This window comes from Streptomyces sp. NPDC087300, from assembly GCF_044744425.1.
Taxonomy (GTDB): domain Bacteria; phylum Actinomycetota; class Actinomycetes; order Streptomycetales; family Streptomycetaceae; genus Streptomyces.
In genome coordinates this window covers 21,455-43,651 of record NZ_JBIUYI010000021.1, presented here as the reverse complement: position 1 = coordinate 43,651, position 22,197 = coordinate 21,455, and the positions used below count along the sequence as shown (strand labels likewise).

15 protein-coding genes are annotated in these 22,197 nt (G+C 72.3%); 7 read left to right on the top strand and 8 right to left on the bottom strand.

Features of this window, described 5'->3' with window-relative positions; genetic code table 11:
* Positions 1 to 92 precede the first annotated feature (92 nt).
* Positions 93 to 1,766: a glycosyltransferase family 39 protein gene (locus ACIO9J_RS42475; RefSeq protein WP_402011009.1), complete on the bottom strand. Its 1,674-nt coding sequence runs from the start codon at positions 1,764 to 1,766 to the stop codon at positions 93 to 95.
* Between the two features lie 111 nt (positions 1,767 to 1,877).
* Between ACIO9J_RS42475 and ACIO9J_RS42470 the strand changes: the two genes are divergently transcribed.
* The 3 genes from ACIO9J_RS42470 (at position 1,878) to ACIO9J_RS42460 (ending at position 4,956) form a co-directional block, all read left to right on the top strand.
* Positions 1,878 to 3,557, top strand: a complete 1,680-nt coding sequence (locus ACIO9J_RS42470; protein WP_402011007.1) for a glycosyltransferase — start codon at positions 1,878 to 1,880, stop codon at positions 3,555 to 3,557.
* 96 nt (positions 3,558 to 3,653) lie between these two features.
* Positions 3,654 to 4,643, top strand: coding sequence for a UDP-glucose 4-epimerase GalE (galE, locus tag ACIO9J_RS42465; RefSeq protein WP_402011005.1), 990 nt, complete (start codon positions 3,654 to 3,656; stop codon positions 4,641 to 4,643).
* A gap of 145 nt (positions 4,644 to 4,788) precedes the next feature.
* A complete protein-coding gene (locus tag ACIO9J_RS42460; RefSeq protein WP_402011004.1) occupies positions 4,789 to 4,956 on the top strand; it encodes a hypothetical protein in 168 nt (55 codons plus the stop codon).
* 6 nt (positions 4,957 to 4,962) lie between these two features.
* On the opposite strand, the gene ACIO9J_RS42455 is transcribed toward ACIO9J_RS42460, so the two are convergent.
* A complete protein-coding gene (locus tag ACIO9J_RS42455) occupies positions 4,963 to 5,610 on the bottom strand; it encodes a LuxR C-terminal-related transcriptional regulator (RefSeq protein ID WP_402011002.1) in 648 nt (215 codons plus the stop codon).
* Positions 5,598 to 6,776: a histidine kinase gene (locus ACIO9J_RS42450; protein WP_402011038.1), complete on the bottom strand. Its 1,179-nt coding sequence runs from the start codon at positions 6,774 to 6,776 to the stop codon at positions 5,598 to 5,600. Before ACIO9J_RS42450 ends, ACIO9J_RS42455 begins: the two co-directional genes overlap by 13 nt.
* A gap of 191 nt (positions 6,777 to 6,967) precedes the next feature.
* Between ACIO9J_RS42450 and ACIO9J_RS42445 the strand changes: the two genes are divergently transcribed.
* Positions 6,968 to 7,132 (top strand): hypothetical protein, encoded by a 165-nt coding sequence (locus ACIO9J_RS42445; protein WP_402011000.1) that lies wholly within the window; start codon positions 6,968 to 6,970, stop codon positions 7,130 to 7,132.
* Between the two features lie 89 nt (positions 7,133 to 7,221).
* On the opposite strand, the gene ACIO9J_RS42440 is transcribed toward ACIO9J_RS42445, so the two are convergent.
* A complete protein-coding gene (locus ACIO9J_RS42440; RefSeq protein WP_402010998.1) occupies positions 7,222 to 7,842 on the bottom strand; it encodes a TetR/AcrR family transcriptional regulator in 621 nt (206 codons plus the stop codon).
* 182 nt (positions 7,843 to 8,024) lie between these two features.
* Here ACIO9J_RS42440 and ACIO9J_RS42435 point away from each other — a divergent pair, with 182 nt between their 5' ends.
* Positions 8,025 to 8,945, top strand: coding sequence for an ABC transporter permease (locus ACIO9J_RS42435; RefSeq protein WP_402010996.1), 921 nt, complete (start codon positions 8,025 to 8,027; stop codon positions 8,943 to 8,945).
* Entirely contained in the window at positions 8,938 to 9,729 is a 792-nt protein-coding gene (locus tag ACIO9J_RS42430; RefSeq protein ID WP_402010994.1) for an ABC transporter ATP-binding protein, read from the top strand. Before ACIO9J_RS42435 ends, ACIO9J_RS42430 begins: the two co-directional genes overlap by 8 nt.
* 6 nt (positions 9,730 to 9,735) lie before the next feature.
* On the opposite strand, the gene ACIO9J_RS42425 is transcribed toward ACIO9J_RS42430, so the two are convergent.
* Both ACIO9J_RS42425 and ACIO9J_RS42420 read right to left on the bottom strand, forming a co-directional pair.
* Positions 9,736 to 12,015, bottom strand: coding sequence for a CDP-glycerol glycerophosphotransferase family protein (locus tag ACIO9J_RS42425; RefSeq protein WP_402010993.1), 2,280 nt, complete (start codon positions 12,013 to 12,015; stop codon positions 9,736 to 9,738).
* 279 nt (positions 12,016 to 12,294) lie between these two features.
* Complete coding sequence (locus ACIO9J_RS42420; RefSeq protein WP_402010991.1) at positions 12,295 to 17,232, bottom strand: NAD-glutamate dehydrogenase; 4,938 nt, start codon at positions 17,230 to 17,232, stop codon at positions 12,295 to 12,297.
* 479 nt (positions 17,233 to 17,711) lie between these two features.
* On the opposite strand from ACIO9J_RS42420, the gene ACIO9J_RS42415 reads away from it, so the two are divergent.
* Positions 17,712 to 18,278: a DJ-1/PfpI family protein gene (locus ACIO9J_RS42415; RefSeq protein WP_402010989.1), complete on the top strand. Its 567-nt coding sequence runs from the start codon at positions 17,712 to 17,714 to the stop codon at positions 18,276 to 18,278.
* Between the two features lie 425 nt (positions 18,279 to 18,703).
* Here ACIO9J_RS42415 and ACIO9J_RS42410 read toward each other — a convergent pair whose 3' ends face one another.
* Entirely contained in the window at positions 18,704 to 20,992 is a 2,289-nt protein-coding gene (locus ACIO9J_RS42410) for an ATP-binding protein (RefSeq protein WP_402010987.1), read from the bottom strand.
* A 122-nt stretch (positions 20,993 to 21,114) separates the two neighbouring features.
* On the bottom strand, positions 21,115 to 21,786 hold the full coding sequence (locus ACIO9J_RS42405; protein ID WP_402010985.1) for an HAD family hydrolase: 672 nt from the start codon (positions 21,784 to 21,786) through the stop codon (positions 21,115 to 21,117).
* Positions 21,787 to 22,197: the final 411 nt, after the last annotated feature.

Sequence of the window (22,197 nt, the reverse complement as noted above, 5' to 3'; positions counted from 1 at the left end):
AAGTACGGCGAATTTGACCCTCGCAGACTGAGGCCCGCACACCGGCGAGGCCCTCGCTCGGGTGAACGGCGCCGGGCCCACGGCCCGGCGAGTCAGCGCCGCACGTAGAGACGCAGGGTCACACCCGGCACCGCGAAAGTGGCACGGAGGGTGAACTCCCGCCTCAGTACGGTGAGTTTGGCCTTCTCCGCGGCGCGTTCCGCGGCCAGGGCCGGGGCCGGGTCGCGCAGTGTGCGGTGCAGCGCGGGCGGCTCGGCGAGTACCCAGAGGCGGTCCACGGCGGCGAGCCTGCGGCGCACTTCGGCGGGGTCGGCCTCCACTCCGTAGAGCGTGCCCGAGGTGCCGGGCGAGACGGCGAGGGCGAGGTCGCGGACGCCACGGAAGCCGTCCGGGTAGGCCAGCGTGACCCGCCGGGCCAACAGCGGCAGGAACAGGACCGGCTCACCGGGGCGCACCTCACGGGCGACGAAGGCGGCGGCGCCCGCCGGGTCCTCACGGCCGTGCCCGACGGCCCTGTCGTGCCGGTGCAGCGGCAGCTGCCACCACAGGCCCGCCCCGACGGCGAGGGCGCCGACGGCGGCGACGACCGTGCGCCCGCGCGAGATCCACGGCCGCGGGTCCGAGGCGTCCGCCCGGCGCCTGCGCAGCGCGGCGCCGAGCCCTCGCACGACCCGGTCCGCACCGGCCGCCACCAGCAGCGGCAGGCCCGCGAGCGCGAACAGCACATAGCGCTGGTGGTAGAGCGGCCACCACTGCGAGACGGCGAAGAGCACGGCGGGCGGCAGCACCAGGAGCGGCAGCGCCACCGCGGGCAGCGACGGCGTGGGCGCGCCCCGCGTGCCCCGTGCGCCCCGCCCCGCGCGGGACCACGGCGGGCGCAGCGCGACCACGGCGAGCAGCAACTGGCCGATGAGGACGAGCCTGGTCGGCCCCGCGAAGGCGTGGACCAGCTGGTCCGCGGCCGCCCCGTCCGGCGCCACCAGCCACGCCACCTGGGCGGACTGGCCGCTGGAGACGGCGAGCAGCGGGAGCAGCAGGACGCAGGTGGCGCAGGCGGCGGCCGCCCAGCCGCGCCGTGCGGGGCGCGGCACCCGGGCGAGGAGCAGGGTCGCCGCGTGGGCCAGGAGCAGCAGCGCGGCGAGTTCGTGCAGCAGCGCGGTGCCGGTGACGGCGGCCGCGTAGGCGCACCAGGCGCTCCGGGCCGCGCCGCCCCCGGAGCGCTCGACCGCCCGGAGCAGGAGCAGCGTGCTCAGGGCGGCTCCGGCGGCGACGAGCGCGTACGAACGGCCCTCCTGCGCGTAGTGGCCCACGATCGGCGTCACCGCGTACAGGAGCCCCGCCCACAGGCCGACGCGCGGCCGCGCGAGCCGGGTGCCGATGGCGGCGACGAGCGCGGCGGTGGCGGCCGCGGCGAACACCGAGGGCAGCCGCAGCACGACCTCGCCGGGGTCGGCGGGGAGCACGGCGTGCATGAGGACGTAGTAGAGGCCGTGCACCACGTCGACCTGGTGCAGCAGGTGCCAGATCTCCGGGAACGAGCGCCGGGCGACCTGGAGGGTGGCCCCTTCGTCGCGCCACACGGTGCCCCGGTCCAGGCCCCACAGGCCGAGGGTGAGCATCACGAGGGCGGGCAGGAGTGCGGCGGTGAAGGGGGCGAGCGCGGGGGTCGGCGCGGCGTGCGGGGGCGGTGCGGCGAGTGGCGGTACGGGAGGAGCCGAGCTGCGAGAAGTGCTGCTCTGCGGAGCGGGGAGCGGCGTGGCCTGCATGCAGCCGAGCTTGTGCTATTAGCCCGCTTTCGGCGGGGATTGACACCCCTTACCTATCCCTCAAATGGCCCGCTAATCGGATAATTACCTGCAACCACTAAAATTTCCAGAGTGGACCGCACCCTGCCTCAGAACGACTCTTCCGCCCCAACCGCCCCGGCCGACGGCGTCTCCGTCGTCGTGATCGGCTACAACGACGCGGACCTCGTCGCCGACGCCGTGCGCTCCGCGCTCGCCCAGGGACCCGCGGTCCGCGAGGTGATCGCCGTCGACGACTGTTCCACGGACCACAGCGGCGAGGTCCTCACCGCGCTCGCGGCCCACGACCGGCGGGTGCGGCCGATCCTGCGCACCACCAACAGCGGCGGCTGCGGCTCGCCCCGCAACGACGGGATCGACGCCGCCACCTCCGCGTACGTGATGTTCCTCGACAGCGACGACGTGCTCCCGGCCGGCGCGGCCGACGCCCTGCTCGCCGCGGCGAAGCGGCACGGCGCGCAGGTCGCCTCCGGACTCTGCGTGCGCCGCGAACTGCCCTCGGGGCGCGAGGTGCCCTGGCAGCCCGAGCTCTACCGCAAGGCGCAGCTGATCGGCAGCCCCGAGCTGCGGCCGCGCCTGGTGCACGACACGCTCTGCGTCAACAAGCTCTACCGCACCGCCTTCCTGCGCGAGCACGCCATCCGCTTCCCCGAAGGCCGCTTCATCTACGAGGACTTCGTCTTCACCGCGCGCGTGCTGGCCGCCGCGCCGCGCGTCGCCCTGGTGCCCGACACCGTCTACGTCTGGCACGTGCGCCGCTCCGCCGCGAAGCTGTCGATATCCCTGGACCGCGCGGGCATAGCCAACTGGCAGGCCCGCATGGAGGCGCACCGCCAGTCCGTGGAGATCCTGCGGGACGCGCGCGGCACCGGCGGCAAGCGCCTCGCGCGCGCCGCCCGCGCCAAGTTCATCGACCACGGCCTGCGGATGTACACGCGCGAGCTGACCTCGCGCGGCCCGGAGTACCGGCGCGAGTGGTGGGCCCTCACCCGTGCCTACCTTCAGACGTTCGACGCCGCCGACCTGGACGCGGCACCCGCGCCCGGCCGCGTCATCGCCCGCGTGGTCCTCGCCCACGACGAACCGCGCGACCTCAGCCGCCTGCGGCAGGTGGCGGCCCGTCCCGCCCGGCTCGCGCCGCCGTATCCGCAGGCCGCCGACGGCACCCCGCTCTGGTCGGCCGACCTGCCCGAGGTCACCCTGGAACACCTCCTCGTACGCCCGATCCGGCTGCTGCCGCTGGCCGTCGACGCCGAACTGCGCCCGCGCGCGGGCGGGGCACGGCTCAGGCTCCGGCTGCACGAGCTGTACGGGCGGGTGGCGGACGCGGGGCCCGCCACGGTCGACGTGGAGATCGTCCACCGGGAGAGCGGCCGCACCGAACTGCGCCGCACCGCCGCGTTCGGCCCGGCCGCCGGCCAGGAGACGCCCGACACCGAGACGTCAGGGGCGACCTGGACCGCCGAGGCCCTGCTCGACCTGACCTCGCTCGGCACCGGGGTGTGGGACCTGCGGCTGCGGCTCCGCTTCGCCGACGGCACCTCGCGCGACAGCACCGCGCACGCGCTCGCCGGGCCCGGCCTGCTGCGCCGCTCGGTGGTGCCCGGCGGGCGGCACGGCGTACTGCTCGTGCAGCCGTACGCCACCCAGGCCGGCCATCTCGCGGTGCGGGTGGCCCCGGGGCTGCGGGGCGTCGCCGACGTCGCGAGGCGGCGCCTGTCCCGGGTGGCCCACCGCATCGGCGGCCGCTGACGGGTCCCGTACGCGGCCTCTGCGACACTGCACCTCCAGGAACCGGACGCCCGCTGCGGGCCCGAAGGACGAGGACGAGAAGGAGACAGGGCGAGCATGACCTGGCTGATCACCGGCGGCGCCGGATACATCGGGGCGCACGTCGTCCGCGCCATGACGGCGGCGGGCGAGCGGGCCGTGGTCCTCGACGACCTGTCGACCGGCGACGCGGAGCGGGTGCCCGACGGGGTGCCGCTGGTCGTCGGCTCGGTCCTCGACGGCGAGCTCCTCGTGCGCGCCTTCGAGGAGCACGCGGTCACCGGCGTGGTGCACCTGGCGGGCAAGAAGCGGGTCGGCGAGTCCATGGAGCGGCCGCTGCACTACTACCGGGAGAACGTGGAGGGCCTGCGGTCACTCCTGGACGCCATGGTCACCGCGGACGTCACCCACCTCGTCTTCTCCTCCTCCGCCTCGGTCTACGGCATGCCCGCCACCGAGAACGGCCTGGTGACCGAGGACACGCCCTGCCTGCCGATGAACCCGTACGGCGAGACGAAGCTTGCGGGCGAGTGGCTGGTCCGCGCCGCGGGCCGCGCCCACGGCCTGACGACGGCGTCGCTGCGCTACTTCAACGTGGCGGGCGCCGCCGCCCCCGACCTCACCGACACCGGGGTCTTCAACCTCGTCCCGATGGTCTTCGAGAAGCTCACGGACGGCGCGGCCCCGCGCATCTTCGGCGCGGACTACGCCACCCCCGACGGCACGTGCGTACGGGACTACATCCACGTCGTCGACCTGGCGGAGGCCCACGTGGCCACCGCGCGCAAGCTGGCCGCATCGCCGCGCGGCACCGACCTCACGCTCAACATCGGCCGCGGCGAGGGCGTCTCCGTGCGCGAGATGACCGACCTCATCAACGAGGTCACCGGCCACACCACCGCCGCCGAGGTCACCGCGCGCCGCCCCGGCGACCCGGCCCGCGTGGTCGCCGCCGCCGACCGCGTCGCCGCGGAACTGGGCTGGTCGGCCAAGCACGACGTACGCGACATGGTCGCCTCGGCCTGGGCGGGCTGGCTGCGCGGACACCCGGAGGCGGCGCGCGGCTGAGGGCCGCGCGCGGGCCGGCGGTGTAGCAGGCTCCACCTCCGACCAGGGGGGCGCCGCGCTGCGCGGCCGCTACCCGTCGGCCGGGCGGCCGGACCCGTCCTGAGAGACTTGACCACCCCGCCGTGTCCCACCGCAAAGGAAACCCGTGAAGGTCCTGCTCTGGCTCGTGCTCCTCGTGGCCCTCGCCGTGAACATCTCCAGCAGCTTCGTGTTCGACGGCGCGCCGCAGGCGGCCGTCAGCGTGGCGACCGGCCTCACGGCGCTCGCGGCGGGCATCACGCTGTACCTCACCCGCGACAGGCGCGTCTCCTAGTACGCCTCACGCGCCCTTGTCCAAGTGCGCGAGGACGGCGAGCACCCGCCGGTGCCCGCTGTCGCTCGGCGGCAGGCCCAGCTTCGCGAAGACGTTGCCGATGTGCTTGCTGACCGCGCGGTCCGAGACCACGAGCAGCTCGGCGATCGTCGTGTTGTCCCGGCCCTCGGCCATCAGCTGGAGCACCTCGCGCTCGCGCGGCGTCAGCGAGTCCAGCGGATCGTCGCGGCGCCGGTTCAGGAGTTCCGTGACCACCTCGGGGTCGAGCGCGGTGCCGCCGCCCGCCACCCGCTCCAGCGCGTCCAGGAACTCGTCGACGCGCCCCACCCGGTCCTTCAGGAGATAGCCGACGCCGCTGGCGCCGCCGCCGAGGAGTTCGGCGGCGTACGTCTCCTCCACGTACTGGGACAGGACGAGCACCGGGAGCCCGGGGATCTCCGCGCGGGCCGCGAGCGCCGCCCGCAGTCCCTCGTCGCGGAAACCGGGCGGCATCCGCACGTCCAGGACCGCCACGTCGGGGCGGTGGGCGAGGAGCGCGGGCAGCACCTCGGGCCCGGTGGAGGCGACCGCCGCCACCTCGTGCCCCGCGGAGGTGAGCAGCAGCACGAGCCCCTCCCGCAACAGGGCGTTGTCCTCGGCGATCACCACGCGCACGGCAGCTCCACTTCGATCACGGTCGGCCCCCCTGCGGGGCTCGTCAGCTCAAGTGTCCCGTCCAGCGCGGCGACCCTGCGCCGCATGCCGAGCAGCCCGCTGCCGCCCCCGTCGTCCGCGCCGCCGCGCCCTTCGTCGCGCACCACGATCCGCAGCACCCCGGCCGCCCGTGACAGATCCACGAAGGCCCGCCGCGACCCGCTGTGCTTGGCGGCGTTGGTCAGCGCCTCGGCGACCACGAAGTAGGCGGCGGCCTCCACCGCGGCGGGCGCGCGCACGGCCTCGCCCGCCCCGTCCTCGACGCCCTCCGCGCCGACGGTCACCTCAAGGCCGCTGCCCGCGGCGAGCGCCCGTACCGCGCCGACGAGGCCCCGGTCGGTGAGGATCGGCGGGTGGATGCCGCGGACCACGTGGCGCAGTTCGGTGAGGGCCTCCTCGGCCTGGTCCTGGGCGTCGTCCAGGAGCCCCCGCGCGGCGGCCGGGTCCTTGTCGAACGCGCGGCGCGCGAGGCCCACCCGCATCGAGAGGGAGACGAGCCGCGCCTGGGTGCCGTCGTGCAGGTCCCGTTCGATGCGCCGCAGTTCGGCGCCGTGCGCGGCCACCGCGCCCGCCCGGGTGAGCGTCAACTCCTCGACGCGCTCGGCGAGTTCGGCGGTGCGCCGCGCCTCGGGCGAGGGGGTGAGCAGGGCGCGCGACCACCGGGCGTCCAGGTCGGCGAGGCGCCCGACGAGCGGCAGCAGGACGGCCCGCTGCCGCAGCAGCCCGCACCACACCCCGTCGACCAGCGAGCCGAGGAGGAACAGGGGCAGCGCGACGTACAGCAGGACCAGGCCGTAGACGAAGTGCGCGCCGAGCCAGCGCAGATCGCGCCAGGTGCCGGGGTCCTTGAGGGCCACGGTCACCCGCTCGCGGACGTCGCCGGCGAGCGGGGCGTACGCCTCGGGGACCGGCCGGCCCGTCCAGGTGCCGACCAGGCGCCGCTTGAACCCGGCGGTCCTGCGCAGGAGTTGCACGGTCTCGGGCAGCACGGCCGCGCCGACCACCAGCAGCGTGACGAAGGCGGTGAAGAGCAGCAGCCCCATGAAGAGGTACGAGCCGAGCGCGAGCCCCGCCCCCTTGCCCAGCTGGGCCAGGGCGAGCCCCGCCCGCCGCGGCGTCCCCTTCATGCCGGTCATACGCGTCAGGCTAGGTCACGGGGCGCGCGGGCGAGAGCGGGCGGACTCCCCGGCCCGTGGTGGAGTGCGCTCCACCACGGGCCGGGGAGAGCGCCCCATCGTCTCCGCGCGGCGCGCACCGCAGAGTTGATCCCGGGCCGCCGCACCGGGCGCCGGCCGCCGAGCCCGGAAGGAACCACCCCATGAAGGCCCTGCTCTGGCTCGTCCTCGCGGCCGCACTCGTCGTCAACGTCTCGACCAGCTTCGCCTTCGACGGGGTGCGGCAGGTCCTGATCAGCGCCGGCACGGGGGTCGTCGCACTTGGCACGGGGGTGGGGTTGTTCCTGACGCGTCGCCGCGATGCGTGAGCGCTTCACTGGATGTGCGGCCGTGTATCCGCGGGCCGGTGGGGGCTGGTCGCGCAGTTCCCCGCGCCCCTACGGGGGCGCGTCGCGTCTCAGAGCGCCCGCAGCGCCGCCGCCGTGGCCGTGGCGAGACTGCCCAGATAGCCCTTGGGCAGCTTCGCCCGCACCACCACCGACCGCCAGTAGATCGGCCCCGACATCAGGTCGAGCGCCAGGTCCTCGTCGGCGCCCTCGCGCATCTCGCCCCGCTCGACGGCGGCCCGCACGATGCCGCTCGCGACCCCGTGCTGCCCCTCGCGCAGCGCCTTCTGCATCGCCTCGGCGATCTCCGGATTGCGCGCGGCCTCGGCCTGGAGGTCCGGGATGATCTGCGAGGCGACGGGGTGCCGCAGCGCCCGTGACGTCACCTCGTACAGGAGCCGCAGATCGCCCTCCAGGGAGCCCGTGTCGGGCGCGGGCAGGCCCTGCACCGCTATCGCGGAGACGAGGTCGAGCACGAGGTGCAGCTTGGAGCGCCAGCGCCGGTAGACGGCGGTCTTGCCGACCCCGGCGCGGCGCGCGATGCCCTCGATGGACATGCGCGCGTAGCCGACGGCCGCGAGTTCCTCGAAGACGGCGGCCCGGATGGCCTCGGTCACGTCCTCGCGGAGCACGGCGGCCCCGGCGGGGGCCCTGCGGCGCGGCTGTTCACCTGATGGCCTGCTCGTCGTCATGCGAACAGCATAAAGCGTCACGACGATACGGTTGCGTTCCGACGTAACGGCGCCCTACTCTCGACGTTGCGACGATACGGACCCGTCCCGACGTCATCGGCACGCGCCTCCCGTGCGCGTGCCCGACGGCACGGACGTGCCCTGCGTACGCGCCCCATGGCTCCCGAGTGAAAGCAGCGGACGTGAGTCAGGTCCTCGACGCACCATCCGGCACGGCGGCCGCGCAGGCCGACGCCCCCTCCCCCGCCGAGCTGGCCGCCAAGTACGGCCTGACCGTCAGCGGCGCCCGCCCCACCCTGCCCGCCTACGTCCGGCAGCTGTGGCAGCGCCGCCACTTCATCACCGCCTTCGCCACCGCCAAGCTCACCGCCCAGTACAGCCAGGCGAAGCTCGGCCAGCTCTGGCAGATCATGACGCCGCTGCTCAACGCGGCGGTCTACTACTTCATCTTCGGCGTCCTGATGAACACCAAGCGGGACGTCGAGGACTACGTCCCGTTCCTGGTCACCGGCGTCTTCGTCTTCACCTTCACCCAGCAGTCCGTGCTCGCGGGCACCCGCGCCATCTCCGGCAGCCTCGGCCTGGTGCGCGCCCTGCACTTCCCGCGCGCCGCGCTGCCCGTCTCGTACTGCCTGCAACAGCTCCAGCAGCTGCTGTTCTCGATGTGCGCGCTGCTCGTGATCCTGCTCTGCTTCGGCGTCCCGCCCACGCCCGCCTGGCTCCTCGTCCTCCCGGCGCTCGCCCTCCAGTTCACGTTCAACACCGGCCTCGCCCTGGTGATGGCCAGGATCGGCAGCAGGACGCCGGACATCGCGCAGCTGATGCCGTTCGTGCTGCGCACCTGGATGTACGCGTCCGGGGTGATGTGGAGCCTCGACGCCGTGCTCAAGGGCCGCGACCTGCCGCACGTGGTGACCGTGCTCCTGGAGTGCAACCCGGCGGCCGTCTACATCGACCTGATGCGCTTCGCGCTGATCGACACCTTCCACCACGACCAGCTGCCGCACCACGTGTGGGCCTGGGCGCTGGGCTGGGCGGTGCTCGCCGGCATCGGCGGGTTCATCTACTTCTGGAAGGCAGAGGAGACGTACGGACGTGGCTGACTCCCGGGCCGAGGCCCCCACCGTCATCGTCGACCAGGTCGACATCGTCTACCGCGTGCACGGCGCGGGCGCCACCGCGGGCCGCGGCAGCGCGACCGCCGCGCTCGGCCGCATCCTCAAGCGCGGCAAGGGCGAATCCCCCGGCGTGCGCAAGGTGCACGCCGTCAAGAAGGTGTCGTTCACCGCCTACAAGGGCGAGGCCATCGGCCTGATCGGCACCAACGGCTCGGGCAAGTCCACCCTGCTCAAGGCCGTCGCGGGGCTGCTCCCCGTGGAGAACGGCCGGATCTTCACGGACGGCCAGCCCTCGCTGCTCGGCGTGAACGCGGCGCTGATGAACGACCTGACGGGCGAGCGCAACGTGCGGCTCGGCGGCCTCGCGATGGGCATGTCCCGCGAGCAGGTCCAGGAGCGCTACCAGGAGATCGTCGACTTCTCCGGCATCAACGAGAAGGGCGACTTCATCACGCTGCCGATGCGCACCTACTCCTCGGGCATGTCGGCGCGGCTGCGCTTCTCCATCGGCTCCGCCAAGGACCACGACGTGCTGCTCATCGACGAGGCCCTGGCGACCGGCGACCGCTCCTTCCAGAAGCGCTCCGAGGCCCGCATCCGCGAACTGCGCAAGCGCGCGGGCACGGTCTTCCTGGTCAGCCACAACAACAAGTCCATCCGCGACACCTGCGACCGCGTGCTCTGGCTGGAGCGCGGCGAGCTGCGGATGGACGGCCCCACCGGTGAGGTCCTCGCGGCGTACGAGGACTTCACCGGCGGCAAGAAGTAACCCCGCTCAGCCCGCGAGCAGCTTCCCCTGGTCGTCGCCCGACACCAGACGCAGCCCTGCCGCGGCCTCCTCGCCCGGCGCCGGGGCGGGCACGCGCTCGGTGAGCGGCACGGAGTCGGGCGCCATCTCCTTGCCGAGCAGGACCCGGCGTACGACGCGCTCGGCGGCGTTCCCGTCGTCCCACTGGCAGAACCGCTCGCGGAAGGCGGCCCGCAGGGCGGTGGCCTCGGCGCCGCGCCAACTGCCGCTGCGGAAGACCTCGATGAGCTCGTCGTCGTTCGTCGCGATGACGCCCGGCGTCTCGCCCGGCTTGCCGGAGAGCAGGTCGAAGGTGACGCCGCGGGACTTCACGTAGACGTCCCAGTCGTCGGCGTAGGTGATGATCGGCCGGTCGAGGTTGGCGTAGTCGAACATGATCGACGAGTAGTCCGTGATCAGCGCGTCGGCGGCCAGGTTCAGCTCCTCGACCACCGGGTACGCCGACACGTCGATCAGCGCGCCCTCCTCGGCGAGGCGCGCGAGCTGCGGGTCCGCACCGTAGAAGTAGTGGGTGCGCACCAGCAGCACGACGTCGGGGCCGAGCTCCTGGGCGACCTTGGCGAGGTCCAGGCGCGGGATGAAGCCCGCCTGGTAGTCGCGCACGGTCGGCGCGTACAGGACCGCGGTCTTGCCCGGCTCGATGCCGAGCTTCTCGCGGATCGCGGCCACGTCGTCGGCGCCGGCCCGGTAGTACACGTCGTTGCGCGGGTAGCCGGCGTTGACCGACTCGAAGGCGCAGGGGTAGACGCGCTCCCACTCCTCGGTGGTGTGCTGGTTGGAGGAGATGCTGAAGTCCCAGCGGTCCGCGCGCTCCAGGAGCTTGCGGAAGCTCATGCCCTTGGCGGCCGCGGGGTAGCGCTGCTGGTCGATGCCCATGCGCTTGAGCGGCGTGCCGTGGTGGGTCTGGAGGTAGACCTGGCCGGGGCGCTTGACCACGCGGTCGGGGAAGTTGACGTTGTTCACGAAGTACTTGGCGCGGGCCATCACCTCCCAGTAGCGGGGGGTGTTGGCGACCACGTAGTCGATGCCCTCGGGGACCTGGTCCTCCAGGGACTTCTTGACGACCCACACCCCGTGCACGTTCGGGGCGAGCTCCTTGGCCTTCTCGTAGACGGCCAGCGGGTTGCAGGACGGCAGGCGGTACCAGTACGCCGCGTACACCGCGAGGTTCTCGTCGATCGGGCGCTGGCGCTGCAACTGGTAGTACGTCGCGTAGGCGCGCTTGCCGACCTTGTTCTTGGTCTTGCGCGCCTTGGCCCGGCTCTTCACATAGCCGCTGTTGACCAGCTTGAGCCCCTGGAAGGCGCGGTACGAACCGCGGCCCACCGCGTGGAACTTGGCACCCTGGATGCCCTCGGGGGCCTCGAAGCCGGCCGGCAGGTAGCGGCGGTAGTGCGCGGCGGCCTTGCCGAAGAACTCGGACCTGGCGCCCGGCGGCACCCGGTCGGGACGGCTGAGGATGAAGAGGTAGTGGTCGATCATGTGCTCGAACATGAACGCGCGCCACCGGTGCAGCTCGGGGCGCTCCTCGATGAAGCGGAAAAGACGCTCGTACGTCGCGAACACGGCGAAGTGCTCACGGCTCGGGGTGCGCAGCGCGTTGCCCTGGCGGCGCTGGCGGTAGTGCACGCAGACGCGGTCGAGCAGGGAGATGCTGGCGGCCGTGAAGAGCGACTCGTAGACGACGACCGCGTCCTCGTAGAAGCCCTCGGGGAAGCTGAAGCCGCCCTCCAGGTAGAACTCCCTGCGGTACGCCTTGTTCCACACGACCGTGAACAGGTCGAGCAGCTCGGGGCGTTCGGCGATGGTGAAGACGTCCGGGCCCGGCTCGGCGAACAGGTCGGCGTCGCGGTTGCGACGCTCGCCGTTCCACCAGAACGTGCGCGCGTAGTCGTAGAGGACCATGTCGGGGCGGCCGGTCGCGTCGATCCGCTCGACGATCGCCTCCAGGGCGCCCGGCACCAGGGTGTCGTCGCTGTCCAGGAAGAGCAGGTACTCGCCCTTGGCCCGCGCGACGCCGGTGTTCCTGGCGTTGCCTATGCCGCCGTTCTTCTCCTGGTGGACGGCTATGACGCGCAGGTCACGTGCCGCGTACTCGTCGAGGATCGCTCCCGAGCCGTCCGGGGACAGGTCGTCGACCGCGATCAGCTCGAAGTCCCCGTAGCTCTGCGTAAGCACCGAGTCGAGGCACTCGCGGAGATACCCCTGAACCTTGTAGACAGGGACGACAATGCTGATCCGTGGCATTCGGAGTGAGCTCCTCGGGCAGGTGGGGCCGGAGTAAAGGGCGGTCTGGAGATTTACGAATAGGTACCTCCTTTCGAGTCTATGACCGTTTAACGAACTTCGCCGCACGCCAAAGGTCCCGAACCGGACAGGCCGAAAGTCCCTGATCCACCGAACCCGGACACGCCCCCGGAGGGCCGAACGGGCAAGGAATCACCCGCGAGCGGGGGCCGAACGGGCAAGGGGGCGCCCCCGAGCCAAAAGACCCGGGGGCGCCCCCTTCCCACATGCCGAAGCGGCCTAGGAATGCGTGCGCAGCAGCGTCCGCATCGTCCGCATGGCCACGGACAGGTTCGCCAGGTCGAACGCGTCCGAGCTCTGGATCTCCTCCAGGGTCGTCCGCGCCCGGCTCAGGATCGGCGCGTTCTTCTCCTCCCACGCCTTGAAGCGCTGCTCCGGCGTGGCCGAGCCGTTCCCGACGGCGAGGATGTCCGCCGTCAGCGCGGCGTGCGCCGCGTACAGGTCCTCGCGGATGGAGGCGCGCGCCATGGACTGCCAGCGGTCGGCCCGCGGCAGCTCGATGATGCGGTCCATCAGCTGGGTGATGCGCAGCCGGTCGGCGAGGTCGTAGTAGACCTCGGCGACGGCCATCGGCTCCTTGCCCATCCGGTCGGCGACCGCGACGATGTCGAGCGCCGGGAAGGCGGACGAGAACCCGGCGACGCGCTGGGCCAGTTCGTCGGGAACGCCCACGCCGGTCAGCTCGTCCCGGATGCTCTGGTACCACTCCAGGTCGGAGCCGCGGAGCAGGTTGGGCAGCTCGGCCCAGACCTGGCCGACGCCCTCGCTGAAGAAGCCGATGGTCTCGGCGAGCTGCAACGGCTGCGGCCGGTTGTTGAGCAGCCAGCGCGCACCGCGCTCCACCAGGCGCCGCGAGTGCAGCCGGATGCGGGTCTGCACATCGGCGGCGACGACGTTGTCGAGCGCCTCGACGGCGTCCCACACCTCGCCGAGCCCGAAGATCTCGCGCGCGGCGAGCTGCGCCCGCACGATCTCCTCCAGCGAGGCGCCGGTCTCCTCGCGCAGCCGGTGCAGGAACGTCGAACCGCCGCTGTTCACCGTGTCGTTGACCAGGACGGTGGTGACGATCTCGCGGCGCAGCGCGTGCCCGTCGACCTGCTCGGGGAACCGCTCGCGCAGCGCCTGCGGGAAGTAGGCGTGCAGCAGGCGCCGCAGGTAGGGGTCGTCGGGCAGCGTCGTCTGGATCAGCTCGTCCGCCGCCGTGATCTTCGTGTACGCGAGGAGGACCGCGAGTTCCGGCTGCGAGAGGCCGCGCCCGGAGTTGAGCAGTTCGCGGATCTGCCGGTCGTTGGGCAGGAACTCCAGGCCGCGGTCGAGGTGGCCCTGCTTGCCGAGCCTGCGCATGAAGCGCTGGTGGGCGTGGAGCAGGGACGACGACTGGAAGATCGCGTTGGCGAGCGCGGTGTTCTGCGCGTAGTTGTTGCGCAGGACCAGGTGGCCGACCTCGTCGGTCATCTCGGCGAGCAGCTTGTTGCGCTGCTTGACCGTCATGTCGCCGTTCGCGACGACCGCGTTGAGCAGGATCTTGATGTTCACCTCGTGGTCGGAGGTGTCCACGCCCGCGCTGTTGTCGATGGCGTCCGTGTTGATGCGGCCGCCCTCGCGCGCGAACTCGATGCGCCCGAGCTGGGTGAGGCCGAGGTTGCCGCCCTCGCCGACGACCTTGACGCGCAGGTCGGCGCCGTTGACGCGGATCGCGTCGTTGGCCTTGTCGCCGACGTCCGCGTTGGACTCCGCGGACGACTTCACGTACGTCCCGATGCCGCCGTTCCACAGCAGGTCGACGGGCGCCTGGAGGATGGTCTTCATCAGGTCGGCCGGGGTCATCTTGGCGACGCCGGTCTCGATGCCGAGCGCCTCGCGGATGTGCGCGTTGAGCTGGATCGACTTGGCGCTGCGCGGGAAGATCCCGCCGCCCGCGGAGAGCAGCTCCTTCTCGTAGTCCGCCCAGGAGGAGCGCGGCAGCTCGAACAGGCGGCGGCGCTCGGCGTACGAGGTGGCGGCGTCGGGCCGGGGGTCGATGAAGATGTGCCGGTGGTCGAAGGCGGCGACCAGGCGGATGTGCTCGGAGAGCAGCATGCCGTTGCCGAACACGTCACCGCTCATGTCGCCGACGCCGACGACCGTGAAGTCCTCGGTCTGCGTGTCGGTGCCCAGCTCCCTGAAGTGCCGCTTGACGGACTCCCAGGCGCCGCGGGCGGTGATGCCCATGCCCTTGTGGTCGTAACCGGCCGAGCCGCCGGAGGCGAAGGCGTCGCCCAGCCAGAAGTCGTAGGACTCGGCGACCTGGTTGGCGATGTCCGAGAACGTCGCGGTGCCCTTGTCGGCCGCGACCACCAGATAGGTGTCGTCCTCGTCGTGGCGCACCACGCCGGAGGGCGGCACGACCTCGCCGGCCACCAGGTTGTCGGTGATGTCGAGCAGCGCCGAGATGAACGTCTTGTAGCAGGCCACGCCCTCGGCCAGCCACGCGTCACGGTCCACCGAGGGGTCGGGCAGCTGCTTGGCGACGAAGCCGCCCTTGGCGCCGACCGGCACGATGACGGTGTTCTTCACCATCTGCGCCTTGACCAGGCCGAGGATCTCCGTACGGAAGTCCTCCTTACGGTCCGACCAGCGCAGCCCGCCGCGCGCGACCTTGCCGAAGCGCAGGTGGACGCCCTCGACGCGGGGCGAGTACACCCAGATCTCGTACGCGGGACGGGGCGCGGGCAGGTCGGGGATGGCCTGCGGGTCGAACTTCATGGAGACGTAGTTGTGCGGCTTGCCGCCCTCCGCCTCCTGGAAGAAGTTGGTCCGCAGCGTCGCCTTGATGACGGTGAGGAAGGACCGCAGGATCCGGTCCTCGTCGAGGGACGCCACCTGGTCCAGGGCGCCGTCGAGCTCTTCGAGGAGCCCGTCGGTCAGCTCGGTGCCGGCCCGCTGGTGGCCCGGCGACATGCGCGCCTCGAAGAGCGAGACGAGCAGCCGCGTGGTGTGGACGTTGTTGCGGAGGGTGTCCTCCATGTAGTCCTGGCTGAAGGTCGCCCCGGCCTGGCGCAGGTACTTCGCGTAGGCCCGCAGGACCATCGCCTGACGCCAGTTGAGCCCGGCGCGCAGGACCAGCGAGTTGAACCCGTCGACCTCGGCGGCCCCGGTCCAGGCGGCGGCGAACGCCTCCTGGAAGCGCTCGCGGCCGTCGTCGCCGAGGTAGTCGCCGTTGCCGTTGGGGGACTTGGGCATGCGCAGGCCGAAGTCGTAGATCCACGCGTGCGTACGGTCGGTGCAGCGCAGCTCGTACGGGCGCTCGTCGGTGACCTCGACGCCCAGGCGCTGGAGGACCGGCAGGACCGCGGAGAGGGAGACCTGGGCGCCGGAGCGGTAGATCTTGAAGCGGCGCTCGCCGGGGGCCGCGCCCACCGGCTCGTACAGGCTGAGCGCGAAGTCCTTGTGGCCCTCGACGAGCTGTTCCAGGTGGACCAGGTCGGCGACGGCGGCACGCGGCGTGTGGTCGGCCTTGTAGCCCTCGGGGAAGGCACCCGAGTAGCGGCGCAGCAGCTCGGCGGCGCGCTCCTCGCCGCACTCGGCGGTCAGCGCCTCGGCGAAGCCGTCGGCCCAGGAGCGGGCTGCGTCGACGAGCCGGCCCTCGATGCGCTCGATGTCGGCGTCGGAGAGGTCGGGGACCTCGGCGCCCTTGGGCACCCGGACGACGAAGTGGATGCGGGAGAGGATCGACTCGGTGTTCCAGGCGGTGAAGTCGACGCTGGCGCCGTTCAGCTCCTCCTTGAGGATGTCGATGATCCGCAGCCGGACGCCGGTGGTGTAGCGGTCGCGCGGCAGGTAGACGAGCGCGGAGTAGTAGCGCCCGTACTCGTCCTTGCGCAGGTAGAGCCGCAGGCGGCGGCGCTCCTGGAGGTAGAGGACGCTCGTCACGATGGACCGCAGCTCGTCGGCCGGGGTCTGGAAGAGCTCGTCGCGCGGGTAGGTCTCCAGGATCTGGAGCAGGTCGCGCCCGTCGTGGCTGTTCGCGGAGAAGCCCGCGCCCTTGAGGACCTCGGCCACCTTGCGGCGGATGACGGGGACGCGGCGCACGGACTCGGTGTACGCGGCGGACGAGAAGAGCCCGAGGAAGCGCCGCTCACCGACGACGTTCCCCTCGGCGTCGAACTTCTTCACGCCGACGTAGTCCAGGTAGGACGGGCGGTGCACGGTCGCCCTGCTGTTGGCCTTGGTCAGCACGAGCAGCTTGTGCTCGCGGGCCTTGGCGCGCGCGTCGGCGGGCAGCCGGTTGAAGGACGGGCTCACCGGGTGGTGGTCGTCGCCGTGCTGCGGGTCGGCGCGCAGCACGCCGAGGCCGGTGCCGGGGACGGCCGCGAGGGAGTCGTCGTCCGTGAGCGTGTACTCGCGGAAGCCCAGGAAGGTGAAGTGGTTGTCGGCGAGCCAGCGCAGCAGCTCGCGGGCCTCCTCGACCTCCTGGTCCGGCACGTCGCCCGCGGTGGGCTCGGCGGGCAGCTCGTCCGCGATGCGCAGCGCGGAGTCGCGCATCTTCTCCCAGTCCTCGACCGTCTCGCGCACGTCGGAGAGGATCCGCAGCAGATCGGCGGTGATCTGCTTCAGGTCGGCGCGGTCGGTCTCGCGGTCCATCTCGACGTGGATCCACGACTCGGTCACGGCGTCGTGCGGGCGCTCGGCGGCGGCGTCGGTCAGCACCTCGAGGAGCTTGCCCGTGACGTCGCGGCGCACCACGATCTGCGGGTGGATCACCACGTGGATGCCACGGCCCTGGCGCGACAGCTCGTTGGTGACGGAGTCGACGAGGAAGGGCATGTCGTCGGTGACCACCTCGACGACGGAGTGGCTGCACGTCCAGCCGTTCTCCTCGACCGTCGGGGTGTGGACCCGCACGTTGGCCGTCCCCTGGGGGCGGTTCTCGGCGAGCCGGTAGTGGGAGAAGGCGGCTCCGAAGACGTCGACCGGGTCGCGGTCGGCCAGGTCCTCGGGTGCGGTGTGCAGGTAGTAGCGCTGGAGGAACGCGACGGCCGTGTCCTGGTCCGGCGTGGCCCCGTTCGGCCCGGTCGGTGCGCCGTTCGGTAGGCGCCCTCCTACCGGGCTGTTCTCAGCTACCCGGGCGGCCCGCGCGAGCAGCTCGGCCTTGGCTTCGTCCAGCTTGGTCTGCATTGTCCTCTGACTCCTGTCGCGCGCCGTTGCGTGACGTAGAAGGAAGTGATGTGACGTAACGCCTCGGCGCGGGGTCTCCGGCCGGAATCGACGTTATGCCGCGGTGAGAGTTGAGCGGGCGGTTATCCGCCATCTTCAGCGGTTTCGCTGACGGATGGGTTGCTCGGCGGGGTCGTCCGCACCGCGAAGAAGCGTCAGCGAAGAACCGGGCACGGATGTCCTCCGTGGTCCCCGGGCGAAGGGCGGGGGCACTCGCGCCCCCGCGGGATATCGCGCTGATCACGGGTCAAGGCTATCGCCCCGCACCGGGGAACCGTCATGAGCCGTATGTGTACAAAAGCGGGGGGTGAACTTTGACAGTCTGCACAGTCCCGCCGGGCGCCGATGCCGGTAGGGCCCCCTTGGCAAACCGGACGCGGGGATGCACGTTGAGCAGGACGGCAACGGACACGCGTGACGGACCCGGGGAGCGAGCACCGATGGCAGCCAAGATCCTGATAGTGACCGGTGACGCGGCGGAGTCGCTGGAGGTCCTCTACCCCTACCAGCGGCTGCGCGAGGAGGGCTACGACGTCCACATCGCCGCCCCGGCCCGCAAGACGCTCCGCTTCGTGGTGCACGACTTCGAGCCGGGCTTCGACACCTACACGGAGAAACCCGGCTACACCTGGCCCGCGGACCTCGCCTTCTCGGAGGTGGATCCCGGCCAGTACGCCGCCCTGGTGGTCCCCGGCGGCCGGGCCCCGGAGTACCTGCGCAACGACCCCGAACTCCGCAAGATCCTCAAGTCGTTCTTCGACGCGGACAAGCCGGTCGCGCAGATCTGCCACGGCCCGCTCCTGACAGCGGCGATCGGCGGCCTCAGCGGCCGCAGGGTCACGGCGTACCCGGCCCTGGAGATGGACATGCAGACGGCGGGCGCGACCTTCCAGGACGCGGAGGCCGTGGTGGACGGCACGCTGGTCTCGGCCCGCGCGTGGCCGGACCACTCGGGGTGGATGCGGGAGTTCCTGACGGTGCTGCGGGCGAAGGCGCCGGTGACGTAGGTCTTCCGGTAGGGGGCCGCCCCACCGGAACGAGATCCTCCACTACGTAGGTATACGGAGTCGCCCCCGCGGCCCCCACATCGGTATGCGGATTCTCGCGCATACCGATGGCGGGACGCACCCGCGGGCGGCAGGCTTCTGGTGCGCCGCTCCTCCGGGGGCCGCGGCAACGGGCGGCGGGGTGTGACATGCCTGGTCATTCCCCCACGGCTGTCATGGCAATGCACCCCGCACCCGCATGCCGTTCGACGCGGCCGCCTGCCCTTGTCGGCGAGGGCAGGCTCCGCGCGAGACGCAGTGGCTCCTACAGGGCCTGTCGGCGCGGAGTCCGGGTGGGCGGGTGAGCACGCATCCGCCGCGAAGCGGCGGCGGCCTGGGCCCCTACATGGGCGACCCGGCGCCGAGGAGAACCCACCCCCGCCCCCCTATCCCGCCCCCGTCGCCCCCGCGACCTCCGTACGGGAGCCGACCCCCAGCTTGGCGAGGATGTGCTCGACGTGCGCGTCGGCGGTCCGCTTGGAGATGACCAGGCGCTCGGCGATCTCCCGGTTGGACAGGCCCTGCGCCACCAGGACGGCCACCTCGCGCTCGCGCCGCGTCAGCACGTCGGAGCCCGCGGCCCGCCGTCCGGCCCGCTGCTCCGGCGGCCCGCACGGGGTGTCCGCGTCGGCCTTCACCGCGTCGAGCACCTGCTGCCCCGAGAGCCGCGCCCCCACCGCGTGCCAGCGCTCGAACTGCTTGGCGCCCAGCGCCTCCCGCACCGCCTTACGCGTCGTCTCCTGCTGCTCCAGGAGCGTGGGCAGCATGCCGATGGGGTCCCCGCCGAGCCGCCGCGCGTTCTCCGCGTACCCGAGGAGCCAGGCCGCGCGCACCTGCCGCCCCTGGTGCGCGGCCGCCCACGCCAGACCGTGGCAGCACATCGCGGCGACCAGGATCTCGTCGACCTCGCCCGCCGCCTCAAGCCCTCGGCACAGCGAGGCGACTCCTGCCTCGCGCTCCCCCGCGAGCCACTGCACGAGCCCCTGCGCCATGAGCGTGGACCCGTAGATCTGCCGGTCGCCGGTGCCCTCCAGCCGGGCGAGCCCCTGCGCGCACAGGTCGAGCGCCCCCTCGATGTCCCCGAGGACGGCCCGCAGCAGCGCGCCTTCGTAGCCCATCACCACCAGACCGAGCAGGGCATCGCCGCCGGCCATCCGCTGTCGTACGTCCTCCAGCGCGGCGAGCCCCGTCTCGTCACCGCACAGTGCCGCGAGCCCGCTGGCGTACCCCTCGGCGAAGAGCGCCACCTCCTCGTCGCCCGCGCGCACCGCGCACTCCAGGGCGAGCGCCATCCGCTCGACGGCCGTCGCCAGATCCGCCGTCCACACCGCGAAGACGCCGGTCCCGAGCAGCCCCCAGGCCCGCGCCGTGCAGTCATCGGGGACGAGCTCCAGGCCCTTCTCCATCCAGTACCCGCCCTCGGAGAGCGCTCCGGAGGCCCGCCAGTACGGCCAGAGGCGGGCGGCGAGCCTGAGCCCCTCCGCCGCCCGCCCCTCGGTCGCGTACGCGTACTCCAGGGCGGCCCGCAGATCGGCGATCTCGGCCCGCACCGCGCGGTGCAGCTCCGGCTGCCGGGGGCTGAAGAAACCTTCCTCGAACCGCCGGCCGAGCTCCCGGTAGTACGCGAAGTGCCGGGCCCGCAACGCCGCGCCCCCGTCGCCCTCCGCCGCGCCGAGCCGCTCCGCCCCGTACTCCCGCAGGGTGTCAAGGAGCCGGTAGCGGTTCCCGGACTCCCCGAGCCGCTGCACCACGGACTTGTCGACGAGCCCGATGAGCTGTCCAAGCACCTCGCCCACGGGCAACTCGCCGCCCCCGCAGACCTGTTCGGCCGCGGCGAGCTCGAACGACCCCGCGAACACCGAGAGCCTGGCCCACAGCAACTGCTCGGCGGGCGTGCACAGTTCATGCGACCAGTCGATGGCCGTCCGCAGCGTCTGATGGCGCGAAAGCGCCGTACGCCGCCCGCCGGTGAGCACCTGGAACCGGTCGTCGAGCCGCGCGACGAGCTCCTCGATGGACACCGCGCGCAGCCGCACGGCGGCCAGTTCGAGGGCGAGCGGAATGCAGTCGAGCCGCCGGGTCAGCGCGAGCAGCCGCTCGCGATTGCCGTCGTGCACCGCGAAGCCGGGCACCACCGAGGCGGCCCGCTGCGCGAACAGCTCCACGGCATCCTCCGGCGCCAGCGGCGCCACCGGACAACAGTGCTCACCCGGCACGTCCAACGGCTGCCGACTGGTGGCGAGCACGCACACGTCCGCGGCCTCGCGCAGCAGGATGTCCGACAGCATCGCGCAGGCGTCGACCAGATGCTCACAGGTGTCGAGCACGATGAGCAGCCGCCGCCCCTGCAGATGCGCCACCACCGCGTCCAGCGGCGCCATCCCCGACTGCTCGGGCAGCTCCAGAACGGCCGCGAGCGTGGCCGGAATCAACTCCGGGTCCCGCAGCGCGGACAGCTCGGCCAGCCACACCCCGTCGGGAAACCGCTCGCCGAGCCCGGCGGCCGCCCGCAGCGCGGTGCGGCTCTTGCCCACCCCGCCAGGACCGACCAGCGTGACGAGCCGTGCGTAGTCGAACGCCGCCCGCACCTGCGCCAGTTCGTCCACCCGACCGACGAACGAGGTCAATTCGGCGGGCAGTTGCCCGCCCCGCCGCTGCCCGAAGCCGAAACCCATAGCGCTACCGCCCCCGTCACGTCGTCCCGCAAGGCTCACCCGGCCGAGGATCCCACCACAGCGTACGCAGAACGATGCGGAGCGTGATACGGAGTCCCGCGAAACCACCCGCCGGGATCCCGTCAGAGCGCGAGCCGCTCCGCCACCACCACGGCCTCCGCGAGACTGTCCACCACCGGCACCCCGGCGGCCTCCAGACTCCGCCGGCTGTGCGACCCGCCGGTGTAGAGCACGGCGCGGGCCCCCACGTGCGCGGCGGCGACGGCGTCGTCGACGGCGTCCCCCACGACGACGACCCGCTCCACCGCGGTCGCCTCACCGAGCGCCTCCAGGTGCCGCACCATCCGCTCGGCCTTCCCCGCGTGCGAATCGTCGGTACGCCCGTCGATCCGTACGAAGTGCTGCTCGATGCCGTGCTTGCGCACGATCGGCACCAGGTGCTCGTGCGGAGCCAGCGAGAGCAACGACTGCGTCCGCCCGTCGGCCCGCCGCCCGGCCAGCAGCTCCGCGGCCCCCTCGGTCAGCCCGCAGCTCTCCGCACGGGCCCAGTAGTGCTTGTGGAAGACGGCGTCCATGACCCGCCACTCGGCATCCGTCGGCAGCCGCCCGATCAACCGCTCGTAGAACCTGGGAATCGGCACGCAGTACAGCTCGCGATACCTCTCCAGCGTGATGGCCTCGAGCCCGATCTCCGCGAACGAGGCGTTCGTGGCCTCGATCACCGTGTCTATGTCATGCAGGAGGGTCCCATTCCAGTCCCACACGATATGCGCACCGCTCAACAACTTCCCCATACCCAAACGCTACCCGCCCACATCGCCCCCCACCGGCCCGCGGCCGCGAGCATGCCCTGCGGTACGGGGGCGGCAGGCGGCGGAAGCCTCCCCCCGGGCCGCAGCCGCGAGCGTGTCGTGCGGTACGAGGGTGGCAGGCGGCGGAAGCCCCAACAGCCCGCGGCCGCGAAACCGTCCCGAGGGGACGTGGGGGTATGTGCGCACGGAGCACAAGTGGCCACCGAGGCAAGGAAGCAAGTCCAAGTGAGCACCGCCCCGGGATAGCGAGTACGTACATACCCCCACGGCCCCGCCCCACAGACGAACCCTGCGCACCAGCCCACCCGGCCCCGCAGACAACCCCCGCCCCGGCCCGCGCCAGCGCCCGCACCCAACAGACGAACCCAAGTCGAACCCGACCCGAACCCGCCC